The following is a 16669-nucleotide window of genomic DNA, read 5'->3' on the forward strand; positions in this document are numbered from 1 at the left end:
GGCCCTCACAATTGATACCGGCGCATCCGGGTCTGGATGCCGAACAGGTAGATGCAGACTCCCACAAGGATGATGGCGAACATCGCCCCGGCGATAGCCGAACCCATATGCGGGTCACCCAGTTGCAGCTGGAAGCCAAAGAATGTGCGGTACATGAAGGTACCAAGAATATCGGTCGAGAAATCCGGCCCCGCCAGCGCGCCTTGTGACGCGTAGATCAGATCGAAAGCGTTGAAATTCCCCACGAAGGTCAAGATCGAGATGATCCCGATCGAGGGCAGGATCAGCGGCAGTTTGATCTTCCAGAAGGCCGCAGTTCCGGTGATCCCGTCGATCTCTCCAGCCTCAAGGATTTCTTCCGGAATGGTCAACAAGGCGGCGTAGATCAACATCATCGGGATGCCGACAAACTGCCAGACCGAAATCAGCGCCAGTGTGGTCAAGGCGTATTCCTCTTTCCCCAGCCATGGGGCGAACAGCGACTTGAGCCCGACGGCATCCAGCATCGACGGCGCAATGCCCCAGATCGGCGAGAGGATCAGTTTCCACGCGAACCCGACAATCACAAAGCTCAGGATCGTGGGAATGAAGATCGCCGACCGATACAAGGCCGCAAACCTCAGGCGCGGGTGGCTGAGCAGGGCGGCCAAGGCGATCCCGATCGGGTTTTGAACCAGCATGTGGATCAGGAAGAACCAGAAGTTATTGCCCAAGGCGTTCCAGAACTGTTCGGACCAGATCGGATCAAAGAACAGGGTTTGAAAGTTCTGCAATCCAACGAAAACGCGGCTTTGGTCAATCTCGGTGTAGAGCGCCAGACGCAGCGTGTTGAACAGCGGGAAGATCATCACCGCCGTGTAAACAAGAACGGCCGGTGCAAGAAACACAAGGATATGCCAGCGGAAGCGGGGGCGGTTCATGGGACTGCTTTCAATGGGGTGTCGGGGATACCCGGGCGATCACCGCCGCCCGGGTATATGTCAGATCAGCGCTTACTGGTGCGGAGCGTACCAGGAGGACAGACCTTTTTGCAGGTCGGCGCCCAGTTCTTCGGGGCTGTTGGCACCCTTGATGGCGGCAACGGATGCGCCCCAGGTCTCGTTCTCAAGGTTCGGCGTGCCGCGCGACAGGATCTGATATGTTGAACGGATGGTCGATTCACACTCGTCGCGCCATCCGACGAACTCCTTGGCCAACGGATCTGCCAGCTCGACCGGAGTGTTGGACAGCGGGAAGAAACCCGGGACGGCGTTGCCAAAGATTTCGGCAAACTCGGGGCTTGCGACCCACGCGAGGAAGGTCTCAGCGGCCTCGGGGTGCTCGGAAGCAGCATTCATGCCGATGCCGATATCCGTGTGGTCAGAGATATAGCAGGTGTCGCCCGCGTTTTGGACCGGCGGCTTGAACGCGCCCATCTCAAAGTCGGCTTGTGTGTTGAAGCCAGCGATTTCCCACGATCCGGCAGGGTAGATGGCGGCCCGGCCCAGAGTGAAGATATTCTGGCTGTCGGGATAGGTCTGTGCCTCATATCCGTCGCCCAGATACTGTCCCCAGCGCGCCAACGTGGCATAAGGGGCAGTCCAGGCTTCATCTGTCAGTTTCTGCTCGCCCGCGATCAGGGCCTGACGACCTTCTTCGCCCTTCCAATAGTTTGGGCCGATGTTGTTGTAGCCCATTGTGGCGGCTTCCCACTGATCGTTGGTGCCCATCGCCATCGGAATGTAGGTGCCGTCTTCCTTGATCTTGTCGAGTGCAGCAAAGAACTCGTCTTCGGTGGTAGGCACGTCGATGCCCAGCTCAGCAAACGCATCCTTGTTGTAAATGAAGCCGTGGATCACCGACGCCATCGGAACACAGAAGCTGGCCGAGCCGTCATCCGTCTGCCATGCCGATTTTGCCACGTCCGAAAAGTTGCTCATCGCGTCGACCGAGGACAGATCGGTCAGGTGCCCGGCCTCATACAGTGCCAGCGACGCATCAAACGGACGGCACGTGATAAGATCACCGGCCGAACCCGCATCCAGTTTCGAGTTCAGCACGGCGTTGTATTCCGCCGGAGCTGATGGGGTGAACTGCAGTTTGATCCCAGGGTGTTTGGCTTCGAACGCCGGGATGATCTGTTCCTGCCACAAGGTCAGGTCGTCATTGCGCCAGCTTTCGATGATCAGCGTGACGTCCTCGGCATAGGCGCTTGAAGCCATCAGGGTCGTGCCCAGTAAGGCCAGTTTCAGGCTATTGCGTTTCATTCGTGTTCTCCCAGTTGGTTAGCAGTTATTTATCTTGTTCCAGTGCGGAATTCAGAACCCCGCCGCTTGCGTCCAGAACGGCCGAGGCATCTTTGGGTGATATGCCACGTGCAGCGACTAGCACCGCCGGCTTCACGTCTCCGTTCGCGGCGTCCAGCGCGAGTTTTGCTTTTTTTGTATCAACTTTGGCGATCCGCGCGACGATCCCCGTCGCCCGCGCGCGCAACTTGTCGTTGTCGGCGCGCAGGTTGACCATCATGCCGCCGTGAACATGGCCAAGTTGCAGTGCCATGAGAGACGACAGCATGTTCAGAGCGATTTTCTGAGCTGTTCCAGCACCCATACGCGTCGAGCCCGAGATTAATTCCGGCGGCGTTGCCAAAAGAATCGGAATATCCGCGCTTTCCAGCAAAGGGCTGCCTGCGTTATTGGCAATTCCGATAACCGTTGCGCCCTGTGACTGTGCCAAATTGCTGGCGGTCAGGGTGTATGGCGTCGATCCGCTTGCGGACACTGCGATGATCGTATCCGTCGGTTGCAATGTCGAAAGCGCGTCCGCTAGTCCGTCGGCTTCGTCTTCTGCGCCTCCGGGCATTTCGACACCGGTAGGCAGGCCGCCTGCCATATGTATACGGAGTTGGTTTGCGGGAATTGAGAAGGTACCGCCCAGCTCTTGCGCGTCGGCAGCGGCCATCAACCCGGACGAGCCTGCGGCCACATAGTGCAGCACGCCGCCGGCGCGGATGGTCTGCGCCATGGCGTTGCCGCCCCGCGCGATCGCGTCCAATGCGCCACGCGCTGAGGCCGCGGCTGCAATCTGCCCCTCAACCAGCGCCCGAGCAGAGGCGACAGGGTCTTGTGGGTCCAGCTTGTTGGCGTCTGGATGCAGTTGTTCGGTCGGCGGCAGCGTCAAAAGAATCCCCCTTTGCGGTTCCCAATACAATACCTATTCAATACCACTTGTCCATAATTTTATTTTTCCAGTGGAAATCAACGTATTCTGTATCAAAACAGAGAAAAGCTACGGAAATCGGCCTATTTTTGCCTTCCTAAATTCAAATAGGTATTATAATGGTATTGTCATGACTGAGTCTCTGAGCAATGCTGTACTGGCCATAGATGGTGGCGGAACCCGATGTCGGGTTGCATGTGAAGTCGATGGTATTGTCCATTCTGTTGAAACCGGGGCTGCCAATGTCTCGACAGATTTCGATGCGTCCGTTCTGCAGATGAAATCGGGGATCACCCAGATCGCGCAAACGCTTGCTTTAGATGTTCAGGACCTGACTCAGTTGCCCGCCTTTGTTGGATTGGCTGGCGTCACAGATGACCATATTGCCCGTCGCGTGCAGAGCGCGCTGGGCCTAACGCGGGCACGCGTTTCCGATGATCGACCAGCCGCGCTGCGGGGCGCGCTCGCGTCTCAGGACGGCTTGATCGCCCATTGTGGCACGGGGTCCTTTGTTGCTTCGCAGAAGGATCGGGTGATGCGGTTTGCCGGGGGGTGGGGGCCAGTATTGGGGGATGAGGCATCTGCGCAATGGGTTGGTCGTTTTGCATTGGCAGAAGCATTGAATTCCATGGATGGAATTCAGGTCACTAGCGATCTTACGCAGAAATTGCTGGATGATTTTGGCGGTAGTGCAGGGATCGTCGAATTTGCCGGGCGGGCGACGCCGACAGAGTTCGGCGCGTTGGCCCCGATGGTTACCACTGCAGCAGTTTCCGGAGACGACGTCGCCAGAAAAATTATGCAGGCCGGTGCTACTTACATCGCCGATATGGCGGCACGTCTCGGATGGCAGCCAGAAGTCGCGATCTGCCTGACCGGCGGTATCTCTCCGCACTATGCGCACTATCTGCCTGCTGTCATGCAGTCAGAGATACGCCCTCCATCGGGCGAGCCGTTGGCCGGGGCACTGGCTTTGGCGAAGGAGGTCCCGCATGAGCATTGCTGAATTCCTACGCTCTGATCTTTGGCTGACCTCGGAAAATGGTCCCCGCTACGTGCAGTTGCGGCGCAGGTTGCAAGAGGGGATCGATACGGGCGTCCTTGCGCCGAACTCATCGCTGCCATCCGAACGGGAACTGGTGGAAATTACTGAGTTGTCCCGCGTAACCGTGCGCAAGGCGATTCAGGAGCTGGTGCAGGAAGGTGTGATCGAGCAGCGCCAAGGGTCAGGGTCCTTCATTCGGGAACGTGTTCAAAGGGTTGAACAATCGCTGAAACACCTGACCTCGTTCACCGAAGATATGTCGAGCCGAGGAATGGAGACAACTTCAAAGTGGTTGGAGCGCGGAGTATTTGCGCCAACCCCGGAAGAGGTCACTGCGCTGAATCTGTCAGAGGGTGAGCAGATATCCCGCATTTACCGCCTGCGCGAGGCGGACGGGCGTCCCTTGGCGCTGGAACGTGCTGCGCTGCCGCTGGATATTCTACCGAACCCGATCGAAGTCACGACGTCTCTGTACGAAGTGCTTGATGGTCTGGGCTGCCGCCCGGTGCGCGCGGTGCAAAAGATATCGGCTCTGAATCTAGCCGCGCGAGAGGCCGAACTGCTGGAGGTGCCCGAAGGTGCGGCGGGGCTGAACATCGAGCGTATCTCATTTTTGAAAAACGGGCGGGTCGCAGAGATGACGCGGTCGCTCTATCGCGGCGACGCTTATGACTTTGTCGCTGAATTGCGCCTATAACCGGAAGGACCGGGATCAAATGTCCGAAAAGAACTCGAAAATGCGTCAGGAAATTCTGGAGATCCCTGATGCCGTCGACAGATTGCTCAGCACGGGGGCAGACAATATCCGAGCAGCTGCGCAAAGCGTAAGGGACACGGATCCACGTTTTTTGATCTCGGTCGCCCGGGGATCATCCGACCATGCCTGCAGCTATCTGAAATATGCCAGTGAACTGCTTCTTGGATTACCGGTTGCCTCAGTAGGGCCATCCGTCAGTTCGATTTACGGGGTGGATCTCAGGGCAAAAGGATCTGTCTGCCTGTCCATCTCGCAATCCGGCCAAAGCCCGGATATCGTTGGCCTGACAGGGTCTTTGCGAAACTCTGGCGCACTGACAATTGCGGTGACCAACAACTCGGAATCGCGCCTGGCCGACGTGGCGGATGCAGTTCTGCCATTGCACGCGGGGCCGGAACTGAGCGTCGCAGCAACCAAGACATTTGTGACCTCGTTGGTGTCCGGTCTATGGTTGCTGGCCGAGGTCAAAGAGGATGCTGAATTGATCGGGGCGATCCAATCCTTGCCCGAATACCTGGCGCGAGCGGCCCAATGCGATTGGTCGGCTGCAGCCGAAACAATCACCGGGCGGTCTTTGTTTACGCTTGGTCGGGGGCCTTCTTATGCGATCTCTGACGAAGCTGCATTGAAGATCAAAGAGACATGCCAAATCCATGCCGAAAGCTATTCAGCGGCCGAAGTGCTGCATGGCCCGGTGTCGATTGTCGAAGAAGGGTTTCCGGTGATTTCGTTCGCGGCCAATGATGCAGCCGAACAGGCGACTGCCGATGCGGCTGATGCCTTGGCCGAAAAAGGTGCTGCGGTTTTTGCGACGACCACCAAAGTAACGCGCGCGCAGGCTCTGCCAGTGGTTCGAACGGATCATTGGATCACCGACCCAATAACGGCGATTACGTCTTTCTACAGCATGGTAGAGGCCGTCGCCAGTGCGCGGGGGATCGACCCGGATGCACCGCGGCACCTTAAAAAAGTGACCGAGACGGTATGATAGAACGCAAGGTGATTTTTCGAAACGGGCCAATCTTTGACGGCAGCCGATTGTTACACGACCACGCGATTGTTTTTCGCGAGGGGCGGGTTGCTGAAGTTTTCCCTGACGCTGAGGTGACCGAAGAAAAGGACGTTGTAGATCTGAACGGCGATATCCTCAGCCCCGGTTTTGTGGATCTGCAGGTCAATGGCGGCGATGGCGTTATGTTCAACGATGATCCGTCGGTCGAAACGATCCGCAGAATTGCCGGCGCCCATCGCCGATTGGGGGTGATTTCGCTGCTGCCCACTCTGATCACCGACGAACCCGCCAAAACCCGCGCAGCAATAGATGCGACGATCGAGGCAGTGCGAGCAAAAGTGCCGGGCGTCGCAGGGCTGCATTTGGAAGGGCCGCATTTGTCGGTCGCGCGGAAAGGGGCGCACGACGGTAATTTGATACGGCCGATGGAACCATCGGATCTGGACACGCTGATAGAAGCGGCTAATGCACTTCCCTGCCTGAAGGTAACTGTCGCCCCCGAGGGTGTGTCCGAGAAGCAAGTCCGCGCCATGAGCGACGCTGGTATCCTTGTCTCGCTCGGGCACAGCGATGCGGATTTTGCGACTTGCCAGCGGTATGCTGCCGCCGGTGCGCGTTGCGTAACCCATCTGTTCAACGCGATGAGCCAATTGGGCAATCGTGAACCCGGCCTCGTCGGCGCGGCGCTGGCCAGCGGAACGCTGTCTGCAGGGTTGATTGCCGATGGTGTCCATGTGCACCCCGCCGCGATGCGCGCTGCCTGGGCTGCGAAAACTGCGCCGGGTCAAATCTTTCTGGTCAGCGATGCGATGGCTGTGGCCGGTACGGATCAAACCGAATTCACCCTTGAAGGTCGCAAAATCACGCGAACCGAAGGCAGGTTGACACTGGCGGACGGAACGCTGGCCGGCGCGGACCTGGACCTGACGACCGCCGTTGGTGTGCTGGTCAACCAAGTCGGTGTGCCGTTGCAGGACGCACTGGCGGCGGCCACTTCTTATCCGGCTCAGCTGATCGGGTTGGCCCCGCCAACGGTCTTAGAATACGGTTCGGTGATCCGGATATCTGCCGATTTCAGCCGTTGCGAATGGCTGCCCGCACAATCTCGAGTTTGTCTTTAACTGCCAGAACGACTGGCTGCGGGATGCGGTATACCGCCTGTCAATTTTTGTCGACGAATTTGAAATCTGGCTTCGAACGGCGCTTGACGACATCTGACGCATCGCTTAAACCGACCAGCGCTGAGCGGGCGTCGTATACTGGCTATTACCTCAGCCTTCCAAGCTGATGAAGCGGGTTCGATTCCCGCCGCCCGCTCCAAATCAGCCCTAAAATTCTGCGTCAAATAGCCCTTTTATGTTTGGTCATATATTGTGGTTCTTGACCCGGCTTGCCGTGGCCGCCAAGAAGCGAACACTTAAGTGCGAAAAAGACGTAAGGGCCAATTATGGCAAACTCTGCCTCAGCCACGCCTAAGGGCAAACCTGCACCCGGTGCCACGGAAGAGCGTGCTGGATCGCGGAAGATAGGCGTTCTGTCGTCTCTTTGGCCATTTATGAAGCCGTATCGGGCCCTGATGACGGGGGCGATACTGGCACTGGTGTTGACAGCCAGCATGACGCTAACTCTGCCACTTGCGGTACGCCGCGTAGTCGACAATTTCCGAATTGAAGATGGTGAGCTGCTGGATTGGTACTTTCTGGCGGCGCTGGGCATTGCCGCGATTTTGGCAGTGGGAACAGGCATCCGCTATGCGTTGGTCACCCGGTTGGGTGAGCGCGTTGTGGCCGATATCCGCAAGGCCGTGTTTAACCGCGTTATCGGGATGAGCCCCGAGTTCTATGAACGGGTCATGACCGGAGAGGTTCTCAGCCGTATCACCACGGACACGACCTTGATTCAGTCTGTGCTGGGATCGTCCGTATCCATTGCCTTGCGCAATATGCTTTTGTTCGCGGGCGGTTTGGTTCTAATGCTGCTGACTTCGGCCAAGCTAACGGGTTTGGTGCTTTTGCTGATCCCGGTGGTGGTGGTGCCGATACTTGTTCTGGGGCGTCGTCTGCGGGTCCTCAGCCGCGAAAATCAGGACTGGATCGCGGCCTCGTCGGGTAACGCAGGCGAGGCACTGAGCGCGGTGCAAACCGTTCAGGCCTTTACGCATGAAAAAGCCAGCCGGAAGCAATTCGGCGATATGACAGAAACCTCTTATGCGGTTTCTCTTCGGCGTATTCAGACGCGCGCCGTGATGACGGTAATCGTTATCTTCCTTGTATTTTCGGGCATCGTCGGCGTGTTGTGGATGGGGGCAAACGACGTTCGCAACGGCGTGATGACCGAAGGTGTTCTGATCCAGTTCGTGATCTACTCAATCATCATGGCCGGCTCTGTCGCCGCCCTCTCTGAGATTTGGAGCGAGCTGCAACGTGCCGCCGGCGCGACCGAGCGTCTGGTGGAATTGCTGAATGCGCAGGATACCGTGATTGATCCGGACAAGGCAGCGTCGCTGCCTACACCTGTTCGGGGCGAGATCCGTTTTGAGGATGTGATCTTCCACTATCCGGCCCGTCCGGATGTTGTGGCACTGGACCATCTGACCCTGTCGATCCAACCGGGTGAAACCGTGGCTTTCGTTGGTCCATCGGGTGCAGGCAAAACCACAGTGATTCAAATGATCCAGCGGTTCTACGATCCGGATGCAGGTCATGTCAGTCTGGACGGCGTTGACCTGCGTGACCTCGACCGATCCGATTTCCGGCAGCACATGGCATTGGTGCCCCAGGACCCGATCATCTTTGCAGCCTCGGCCCGCGAGAATATTCGGTTCGGGCGTCTGAACGCCTCGGATGCCGAGGTTGAGGCCGCCGCGCGTGCAGCTGCGGCACATGAGTTCATCTCGAAACTGCCCGAAGGCTATGACAGCTTTGTCGGGGAACGCGGCGTTATGCTGTCGGGCGGTCAGAAACAACGCATAGCGATTGCCCGCGCGATCTTGCGTGATGCTCCGGTTCTGCTGCTGGACGAGGCGACTTCGGCCTTGGATGCCGAAAGCGAACGCGCGGTTCAGGGCGCGGTTGACCAGATGCGCGCCGGGCGCACCACACTGATCGTGGCCCACCGTCTGGCGACGGTCAAAAAGGCGGATCGGATCGTTGTGATGGAAGCCGGTCAGATCGTGGCCCAAGGCACGCACGAGGATCTGGTCGTTCAGGATGGCTTGTATGCTCGCCTGGCGCGCCTGCAATTCACCGACGGAGTTGCGGCAGAATAGCCTGACGTCGGGGAAGTCAGTTTTACGCCGCTGCGTAATTCTACAAATTTGGGCGTGGCCCCTCTAACCCGTCGCTTGCACCTGCGGGGTTTTGCTTCCATCTTGTTTTGGAAAAAACCGCGCAAGACGCGGGAGAAAAACAGGGAGGAGTCACATGGCCTTTGTGGGTTTGGAAGACAAGGCGAGAATGGAGCAGGAAATGTCGTGGGGGGATCGGGATGTTCCGGTCACTTTCCACCAGTTGCTGTCACGCACAGCAGGCAAATTTCCGAACAGTGATGCGGTCAGCTTTCAGCTCATGTCTGGTCCGACAGACAAGGCCGAGACTCTGACGTGGTCGCAACTGCTTGGCAAAGTCAATCAGGCAGCGAACCTGTTCCGGTCTTTGGGTGTCGGTGAGAAAGACGTGGTGGCATATGTGCTGCCCAACTGCAACGAAACGCTGGTCACCATGATGGGCGGTGCAGTCGCAGGGATCGTGAACCCGATCAACCCGCTACTAGAGCCCGAGCAGATCGCCGCAATCCTGCGCGAAACCGGTGCCAAAGTGGTTGTGACGTTGAAGTCCTTCCCCAAAACGGATGTGGCGCAAAAGGTCGAAGAGGCGGTGCGCCACGCGCCCAACGTCAAAACCATTCTCGAGATTGACCTCAACCGCTATCTGACGCCGCCAAAATCCTGGCTGGTGCCGTTCCTGCGTCCAAAGATGGGCGACAAGGAAAAACTGGCCCATGCGGATTACAAGAACTTCAATAAAGAACTGGCCAAGCAGCCAACGACACTGGCTTTCGAAGACAGCAAGGAAGATCGCGTTGCCTGCTATTTCCACACCGGCGGCACAACGGGCATGCCGAAGGTCGCGCAGCACAAATACTCGGGCCTTATCTACAACGGCTGGCTGGGGAACACTCTGTTGTTCTCGGACGAGGACGTGATCATGTGCCCGCTGCCCATGTTCCACGTTTTTGCCGTGCACGTGATCATGATGGCTGCTGTGTCGTCGGGCGCCCATGTGGTCTTCCCAACGCCTGCGGGATATCGCGGCGACGGTGTTTTCGACAATTTCTGGAAATTGATTGAGCGCTGGAAAGTAACGTTCATCATCACCGTACCTACAGCGATTGCTGCCAAGATGCAGCGCCCCGTAGATGCGGACATCTCAAGCGTAAAGACGGCGTTCTCAGGTTCAGCGCCTTTGCCCGTCGAACTGTTCCGCAGGTTCGAAGAAGCGACCGGTGTGACCATCGTAGAAGGCTATGGGCTAACCGAAGCCACCTGTCTGGTGTCCTGCAACCCGGTGGACGGGGAAAAGAAGATTGGCTCGATCGGTATTCCGTTCCCCTATACAGATGTGAAAATCCTGCAGGATGGTCCGGACGGACCAAAGGAATGCGCCGCAGATGAAATTGGTGAGATTTGCATTTCGAATCCCGGTGTCTTTGCGGGCAATACCTATACCGAGGCGGACAAGAACGTAGGTCTTTACCACTTCGACAAATACCTGCGCACAGGTGATCTGGGACGTTTTGACGGGGACGGCTACCTGTGGATCACAGGTCGTGCCAAGGACCTGATCATTCGCGGCGGTCACAACATTGACCCGGCCGAGATCGAAGAAGCTCTGCTGGGGCACGATGCTGTCGCGTTTGCCGGTGCCATCGGGCAGCCTGACGCCTATTCGGGCGAGGTGCCTTGCGCCTTTGTCGAATTGGTCGATGGAGCCTCGGTCACCGAGAAAGAGCTGATGGAGTATTGCAATGTGCATGTCCATGAACGCGCGGCACAACCCAAGCACATGACCATTCTGGACGAGCTGCCTAAAACTGCGGTCGGTAAGGTCTTTAAGCCCGAACTTCGCAAACAGGCGATCACGCGTATCTATAACGGCGCGTTGGAAGAGGCTGGTCTTGAGGCACGGGTCATTTCGGTCATCGACGATAAGAAACGCGGACTCGTTGCGCAGCTTGACGCGAAGGGTTCCGCAGAGGACGATGTCAGCAAAGTGCTGGGATCGTTCACCCGGCCGTGGGAGTGGGCTGCCTGACCGGGAGGAAACATGGATTATGAACGTCTGATTGATGAAGAGACTTGGGCGTTCATAAAACGAACGGCTGAAAGCTATCCCGATGATGCGGTCGAACAGTCGATCCAGGATCAACGCCGGGTGTACGACACGATGTGTCGCGACTTTCGCCAACCCCGCCCGCAGGGGGTCGAGACTGAGGACAGGCAGGCATTTGGCGTGCCTGTCCGGGTCTACAACGCGGGTCAGCCGACGCGAACTGTCACTTATTTTCATGGTGGCGGATTTGTTGTTGGAGGTCTGGACAGCCACGATGATGTTTGCGCCGAGATCTGCGCGCAGACCGGATATCGGGTTGTGGCCGTGGACTACCGTCTGTGTCCCGAACATGTCCACCCGGCGCAGTTTCAAGACAGCTGGAATGCGACAAACTGGGTGGCGCAGGAATTCGGCGACCCGATTGTCCTTGCGGGTGACAGTGCCGGTGGCAACCTGGCGGCCGCAGTCGCCCAATACGGACGAGGTAAGTTGGACCATGTGCTGGGTCAGGTCCTGATCTACCCCGGTTTGGGTGGTGACAGCACGAAAGGGTCGTATATAGAGCACGCCCACGCGCCGCTTTTGACGCTGGATGAGATTCAGTTCTACGAAAAAGTGCGTTGTGGTGGTGATATCCCGCAAGATGATCCGACCTTCGCGCCGCTTCACGACACAGATTTCTCGGGTCTTCCGCCGACCGTGGTGGTGACTGCAGATTGTGATCCGCTGCGGGATGATGGTGGCGCTTATTGCGACAAGATTTCCGCCGCCGGAGGGCATGCGCATTGGATCAACGAGCCGGGCCTCGTTCACGGTTATCTGCGCGCGCGAACCAGTGTTAAGCGCGCGGCAGACAGTTTTGAGAGGATTTCGGTCGCGATCGAGGCGTTGGGTCAGCAGATCTGGCCCTACGACTGATCTCTCACTGCAGGAACGGTTTCGCCTTCATCGTTTCGGCAATGGGCGCACCCATTCGGTTCAGGATCGTGGGCGCTAGTTGCAGTTGGTCGATCACCGTGTCGACCTCGGGGCCTTCCGCGTCGCCAAAGTAGTACAGTGCCGTTTCCTGTTGCAGTGGGCTGCGCCCGCCGTGGTGCCCCCGCTCATCCTGTCCGTGATCAGCGGTCACAATCACGTCGTACCCCAGTTGCCGCCAACGCGGGATGAAAGGGGCCAGCATCTCGTCTGCGACGAAACAGGCGTGGTCCATCTCTTCGCAATCATGGTAGAAACGGTGCCCCATACTGTCCAATGTGCAGGCATGCAGCAGGCCGTAATCCAGCCCATGACGCAGGCAAAGGTTGGTCAGAGTGGCATAGAGATCTACGTCAGACGGGGTCATCTGATTGGCTTTTCCATAGCCGGTCATCGTGTGAAAGCGGCCGTGGTTGATCGTTTTGCTCTCAGGCTCATCATATTCGATGTCGCGGGCGTAATCGAACGGGTGGCGGTTGAAGAACTGCGACCAATAGCTGTGGGTGACAGCTCCGGTTACGCCGCCAGCTTCACGGACCTGGCTGAAGACGTCCTTATGGCCTAAGCGAAAGACATTACCGTTGCCGGTACAGCCATGCTCCTGTGGTGTGACACCAGTGTGGATCGAGGCATAGCAGCTGGCGGATGTGGACGGCAGAACAGCACGCAGTTTCCACACGCGCGCCTCACCGCTGTCGACCCAACCTTCAAGGTTACCGAACAACCGTCGGAAATTGCGCCACGGAACACCGTCCAGGATGATAAGGAGTAGTTTGCGGTCCATGTCTTTGGCCTTTTGAATAAATATTTCTGGCGACCCTAGGGGATTCGCGATCAGGGGTCTGCCCGTTCGCGCCCCCAATAGCAAAATCCCGACACCTGTCATCGAACAAGGCGTCGGGATTTCAATTTTTCACTTATCTGTCACGGAAAGGGCAGGGGTCAGTTTCCGGCGCTTTCCATTTTGCGGTGGGCAACGACCTCTTCCAGCCAACCCAGATGCATCTCGGGGACGGAACTGAGCAGCAGGTCGGTATAGTCGTCGAACGGCGGGCTCAGCACCTCGCTTTTCGACCCATAGCGAACCACGCGACCCTGATACATCACCGCGATACTATCGCTGATCGCGCGCACCGTCGCCAGATCGTGGGTGATGAACAGGTACGCCACATCCTCGATCTTCTGAAGGTCCAGCAGCAGTTTCAGGATGCCGTCCGCAACCAGTGGATCAAGTGCCGAGGTGACTTCGTCACAGATGATCATCTTGGGCTTGGCCGCCAGTGACCGCGCGATACAGACACGCTGTTTCTGACCACCTGACAGTTCCGCCGGATAGCGGTCCATGTACTTTTCGCCCAGTTCGATCTCATCCAACAGTTCGACGATCCGCTTGCGTTTTTCGGCACCGCGCATGTTGAAGTAGAACTCCAGCGGGCGTCCGATGATCGTACCAACCGTCTGGCGTGGGTTCATTGCCACGTCAGCCATCTGGTAGATCATCTGCAGCTCGCGCAGGTCTTCACGGCTGCGGCCCTTCAGATCGCCACTAAGCTTGCGGCCAGCAAAGGTGATTTCACCATCGCGCGGCGGCAGTAAGCCTGTGATCACCCGCGCCAGTGTCGACTTGCCCGAGCCGGATTCTCCGACGACGGCCAGTGTCTGCCCCGGGTGAAGTTCGACATTGACGTTGTGTAGCACGTCGAAATTCAAACCCTTGTAGCGCGCGGTAATACCTTCGACGCTCAATACCGATTCCGGTGTGGGTTTTTTCTCTTCGTGCTCGATCGAGCGGACCGAAACCAGCGCCTTGGTATACTCTTCCTGCGGGTTGTTGATGATCTGGTCGGTATTGCCATACTCGACCGTATTGCCCATCCGCAGAACCATGATGTCATCACTGACCTGAGCGACAACGGCGAGGTCATGCGTGATGTAGAGCGCAGCAACGCCAGTATCGCGAATGGCCTCTTTGATCGCCATCAGAACATCGATCTGAGTGGTCACATCCAGTGCTGTGGTCGGTTCATCAAACACTACCAGATCAGGCTCGGGGCACAGCGCCAGCGCCGTCATGCAACGCTGTAGCTGACCGCCCGAGACCTGGTGAGGATAACGATCACCGATATTGTCCGGATCGGGCAGCCCTAGCTTGGCGAACAGTTCCCGCGCACGGCCTTCGGCCTCTTTGCGTGAAAACTTCTTATGTTCGACCGCAGCTTCGACCACCTGGTCCATGATCTTCTTCGCCGGGTTAAACGACGCAGCCGCGGATTGCGAGACATAGGCAACTTCGCCCCCACGCAGATTGCGGATATCGCTATGCGGGGATTTCAAAATGTCGCGCCCGTTGACCCAGACTTCACCACCGGTCAGTTCGACTCCACCGCGGCCATAAGCCATGGACGCCAGACCGATGGTCGATTTACCGGCACCGGATTCACCGATCAGCCCCAACACCTTGCCGCGTTCGAGGTCAAAGTTGACCCCGTGCACGATTTCGATGTCATGGGGTTTTTCACCCGGCGGATAGACGGTCGCGCCGATCTTGAGGTTGCGGACCTTGAGAAGGGTATCACTCATCCCCGGCCTCCTTTCAGCGATGTGGTACGGTTCAGAACCCAGTCAGCTACAAGGTTGACCGAGATGGCGAGCGTCGCGATGGCGACAGCGGGGTATAGGGCCGCGCCGATGCCATAGACGATCCCGTCCTTGTTTTCCTTCACGATGCCGCCCCAGTCCGCCAGCGGTGGCTGGACGCCCAGACCCAGGAACGACAGGGTCGAGATGAACAGAACCATAAAGATGAACCGCAGCCCGAATTCAGCCACCAGAGGCGACAGAGCGTTTGGCAGGATTTCCCGGAAGATGATCCAGCGCCGGCCTTCACCGCGCAGCTTTGCGGCTTCGACATAGTCCATCACGTTGATGTCCACGGCGACCGATCGAGACAGTCGGTAAGGACGTGTGGCGTCCAACAGCCCCATCACAAGGATCAGGATCGGAACGGTAACCGGAACAATCGCCAGGATAACCAGTGCCAGGATCAGCGTTGGGATCGACATGATCAGGTCAACCGTCCGGCTCAGCGCCTGGTCAGCCCAACCACCCAGAACCGCAGCCAAAAGGCCCAGCGAGGTGCCAGTGATAAAGCTGAGGATCGTAGCCATCGCAGCGATAAAGATGGTCGTGCGACCACCATAGATCATACGTGTCAGCAGATCGCGCCCGATATTGTCCGTGCCCAGCAGATGCTCGGCGCTTGACGGTTCCCACACATCACCGACCACTTCGGCCATTCCGTAAGGGGCGATCAGTGGGGCTGCGATCGCTATGAAAAAGTACAGTCCGGTGAAAAACAGACCGACGGCGGCCGAAATAGGAATGTTCTTCATCATTTCGGATGCCTCAGTCTTGGGTTGGCAAGGATAGACACAATATCGGCAACCATGTTGAGCCCGATATAGACCGCGGCAAAGACGACGCCGCAGGCCAGAACGACTGGCACGTCACGCTTGGTCACCGAATCCACCAGATATTGCCCCATGCCGGGATATACGAACACCACTTCGACAACGACGACGCCCACAACCAGATAGGCCAGGTTCAGCATCACAACGTTGACAATAGGGGAAATCGCGTTGGGAAACGCGTGGCGCGCAATGACCTGAAAATTCGAGAGGCCTTTCAGTTCAGCCGTTTCGATATAGGCCGACTGCATCAGGTTCAGGATCGCAGCGCGGGTCATTCGCATCATCTGCGCCAGAACCACCAGTGTCAGAACGAAGGCAGGCAAGGCGATGGCATTGAGCTTTTGCCCGAAGGACATTGTATCGTTGATCATTGCGAGTGAGGAGAACCAGCCCAGTTTCACCGAGACGAAGTAGATCACCACGTAACCGATCAGGAATTCCGGGATCGAAACCGTTGTCAGGGTGATTGCAGAAATCAGTTTGTCAGGCCAGCGGTTGCGGTACCGAACGGCCAGAAGGCCTAAAAAGATAGCTAGCGGCACGGAAATGACGGCAGCAGCACATGCCAGGAACAGGGTGTTCCCTAAGCGCTTTCCGATGCTTTCTGCGATGTCGAGTTTGTTGGTCAAAGACTGACCCAGATCGCCCTGCAGGATGCCGCCCAACCATTCGAAATATCGGGTTAGAGCGGGACGGTTGAGGCCCATTTCCTCGCGCAGGTTTGCCAGCGCCTCGGGGGTTGCGGATTGGCCAAGGACCGCTTGCGCAGCGTCCCCAGGCAGGGCTTCGGTGAGGCCGAAAATCAGAGCCGATGCACCGAAGAGAAGCAGGAGTCCCAGCGCAAGGCGCTGGGAAACCAGTTTGATGATAGGATGCATTATC

Annotated in this window: 14 protein-coding genes and 1 tRNA gene; 8 read left to right on the top strand and 7 right to left on the bottom strand. The window is 57.6% G+C overall.

All coding sequences use genetic code 11. The annotated features are described in order from the left end of the window. Positions 1 to 5: 5 nt before the first annotated feature. From AC2FD9_RS05580 to AC2FD9_RS05590, 3 genes are all read right to left on the bottom strand, one after another. The gene (locus AC2FD9_RS05580) at positions 6 to 920 is read right to left on the bottom strand and encodes a carbohydrate ABC transporter permease (RefSeq protein ID WP_058275594.1); all 915 of its coding nucleotides are present in this window, start codon (positions 918 to 920) and stop codon (positions 6 to 8) included. 72 nt (positions 921 to 992) lie between these two features. Beyond that, positions 993 to 2246, bottom strand: a complete 1254-nt coding sequence (locus AC2FD9_RS05585) for an ABC transporter substrate-binding protein (protein ID WP_058275925.1) — start codon at positions 2244 to 2246, stop codon at positions 993 to 995. Positions 2247 to 2271: 25 nt separating this feature from the next. Next, a complete protein-coding gene (locus AC2FD9_RS05590; protein ID WP_496835791.1) occupies positions 2272 to 3159 on the bottom strand; it encodes an N-acetylmuramic acid 6-phosphate etherase in 888 nt (295 codons plus the stop codon). A 169-nt stretch (positions 3160 to 3328) separates the two neighbouring features. On the opposite strand from AC2FD9_RS05590, the gene AC2FD9_RS05595 reads away from it, so the two are divergent. From AC2FD9_RS05595 to AC2FD9_RS05630, 8 genes are all read left to right on the top strand, one after another. Further along, positions 3329 to 4204, top strand: a complete 876-nt coding sequence (locus tag AC2FD9_RS05595; RefSeq protein WP_496835793.1) for a glucosamine kinase nucleotide-binding domain-containing protein — start codon at positions 3329 to 3331, stop codon at positions 4202 to 4204. Next, positions 4191 to 4940 (top strand): GntR family transcriptional regulator, encoded by a 750-nt coding sequence (locus AC2FD9_RS05600; protein WP_496835795.1) that lies wholly within the window; start codon positions 4191 to 4193, stop codon positions 4938 to 4940. The genes AC2FD9_RS05595 and AC2FD9_RS05600 overlap by 14 nt, the downstream gene beginning before the upstream one ends. Positions 4941 to 4959: 19 nt before the next feature. Continuing rightward, complete coding sequence (locus tag AC2FD9_RS05605; protein WP_496704949.1) at positions 4960 to 5988, top strand: SIS domain-containing protein; 1029 nt, start codon at positions 4960 to 4962, stop codon at positions 5986 to 5988. Then, the gene (nagA, locus tag AC2FD9_RS05610; RefSeq protein WP_496835797.1) at positions 5985 to 7133 is read left to right on the top strand and encodes an N-acetylglucosamine-6-phosphate deacetylase; all 1149 of its coding nucleotides are present in this window, start codon (positions 5985 to 5987) and stop codon (positions 7131 to 7133) included. Before AC2FD9_RS05605 ends, nagA begins: the two co-directional genes overlap by 4 nt. Positions 7134 to 7257: 124 nt before the next feature. Then, a tRNA-Gly gene (locus AC2FD9_RS05615) sits at positions 7258 to 7332 on the top strand. 127 nt (positions 7333 to 7459) lie between these two features. Then, positions 7460 to 9280 carry an ABC transporter transmembrane domain-containing protein gene (locus AC2FD9_RS05620; RefSeq protein ID WP_496835799.1) on the top strand — a complete coding sequence of 607 codons (1821 nt, stop codon included), beginning with the start codon at positions 7460 to 7462 and terminating at the stop codon, positions 9278 to 9280. A gap of 154 nt (positions 9281 to 9434) precedes the next feature. Further along, the gene (locus tag AC2FD9_RS05625; protein WP_496835801.1) at positions 9435 to 11324 is read left to right on the top strand and encodes an acyl-CoA synthetase; all 1890 of its coding nucleotides are present in this window, start codon (positions 9435 to 9437) and stop codon (positions 11322 to 11324) included. 12 nt (positions 11325 to 11336) lie between these two features. Beyond that, complete coding sequence (locus tag AC2FD9_RS05630; protein WP_496835803.1) at positions 11337 to 12260, top strand: alpha/beta hydrolase; 924 nt, start codon at positions 11337 to 11339, stop codon at positions 12258 to 12260. A 4-nt stretch (positions 12261 to 12264) separates the two neighbouring features. Here the strand turns inward: AC2FD9_RS05630 and AC2FD9_RS05635 are convergent, their stop codons facing one another. From AC2FD9_RS05635 to AC2FD9_RS05650, 4 genes are all read right to left on the bottom strand, one after another. Then, entirely contained in the window at positions 12265 to 13101 is an 837-nt protein-coding gene (locus AC2FD9_RS05635) for an alkaline phosphatase family protein (RefSeq protein WP_496835804.1), read from the bottom strand. 158 nt (positions 13102 to 13259) lie between these two features. After that, positions 13260 to 14897: an ABC transporter ATP-binding protein gene (locus AC2FD9_RS05640; RefSeq protein WP_496755151.1), complete on the bottom strand. Its 1638-nt coding sequence runs from the start codon at positions 14895 to 14897 to the stop codon at positions 13260 to 13262. Next, entirely contained in the window at positions 14894 to 15709 is an 816-nt protein-coding gene (locus tag AC2FD9_RS05645) for an ABC transporter permease (RefSeq protein WP_108859503.1), read from the bottom strand. The genes AC2FD9_RS05640 and AC2FD9_RS05645 overlap by 4 nt, the downstream gene beginning before the upstream one ends. Beyond that, positions 15709 to 16665, bottom strand: coding sequence for an ABC transporter permease (locus AC2FD9_RS05650; RefSeq protein ID WP_282168914.1), 957 nt, complete (start codon positions 16663 to 16665; stop codon positions 15709 to 15711). Before AC2FD9_RS05650 ends, AC2FD9_RS05645 begins: the two co-directional genes overlap by 1 nt. Between the last annotated feature and the right edge of the window lie 4 nt (positions 16666 to 16669).

Source organism: Ruegeria sp. YTSC230, assembly GCF_059609665.1.

What these genes read in the sequence shown, in the direction of transcription:
- AC2FD9_RS05580 (WP_058275594.1), bottom strand. Translation starts at nt 920, where the DNA reads ATGAACCGCCCCCGCTTCCGCTGGCATATCCTTGTGTTTCTTGCACCG.
- AC2FD9_RS05645 (WP_108859503.1), bottom strand. Translation starts at nt 15,709, where the DNA reads ATGAAGAACATTCCTATTTCGGCCGCCGTCGGTCTGTTTTTCACCGGA.
- AC2FD9_RS05600 (WP_496835795.1), top strand. Translation starts at nt 4,191, where the DNA reads ATGAGCATTGCTGAATTCCTACGCTCTGATCTTTGGCTGACCTCGGAA.
- AC2FD9_RS05605 (WP_496704949.1), top strand. Translation starts at nt 4,960, where the DNA reads ATGTCCGAAAAGAACTCGAAAATGCGTCAGGAAATTCTGGAGATCCCT.
- AC2FD9_RS05650 (WP_282168914.1), bottom strand. Translation starts at nt 16,665, where the DNA reads ATGCATCCTATCATCAAACTGGTTTCCCAGCGCCTTGCGCTGGGACTC.
- AC2FD9_RS05625 (WP_496835801.1), top strand. Translation starts at nt 9,435, where the DNA reads ATGGCCTTTGTGGGTTTGGAAGACAAGGCGAGAATGGAGCAGGAAATG.
- AC2FD9_RS05635 (WP_496835804.1), bottom strand. Translation starts at nt 13,101, where the DNA reads ATGGACCGCAAACTACTCCTTATCATCCTGGACGGTGTTCCGTGGCGC.
- AC2FD9_RS05630 (WP_496835803.1), top strand. Translation starts at nt 11,337, where the DNA reads ATGGATTATGAACGTCTGATTGATGAAGAGACTTGGGCGTTCATAAAA.
- AC2FD9_RS05585 (WP_058275925.1), bottom strand. Translation starts at nt 2,246, where the DNA reads ATGAAACGCAATAGCCTGAAACTGGCCTTACTGGGCACGACCCTGATG.
- AC2FD9_RS05640 (WP_496755151.1), bottom strand. Translation starts at nt 14,897, where the DNA reads ATGAGTGATACCCTTCTCAAGGTCCGCAACCTCAAGATCGGCGCGACC.
- AC2FD9_RS05620 (WP_496835799.1), top strand. Translation starts at nt 7,460, where the DNA reads ATGGCAAACTCTGCCTCAGCCACGCCTAAGGGCAAACCTGCACCCGGT.
- nagA (WP_496835797.1), top strand. Translation starts at nt 5,985, where the DNA reads ATGATAGAACGCAAGGTGATTTTTCGAAACGGGCCAATCTTTGACGGC.
- AC2FD9_RS05595 (WP_496835793.1), top strand. Translation starts at nt 3,329, where the DNA reads ATGACTGAGTCTCTGAGCAATGCTGTACTGGCCATAGATGGTGGCGGA.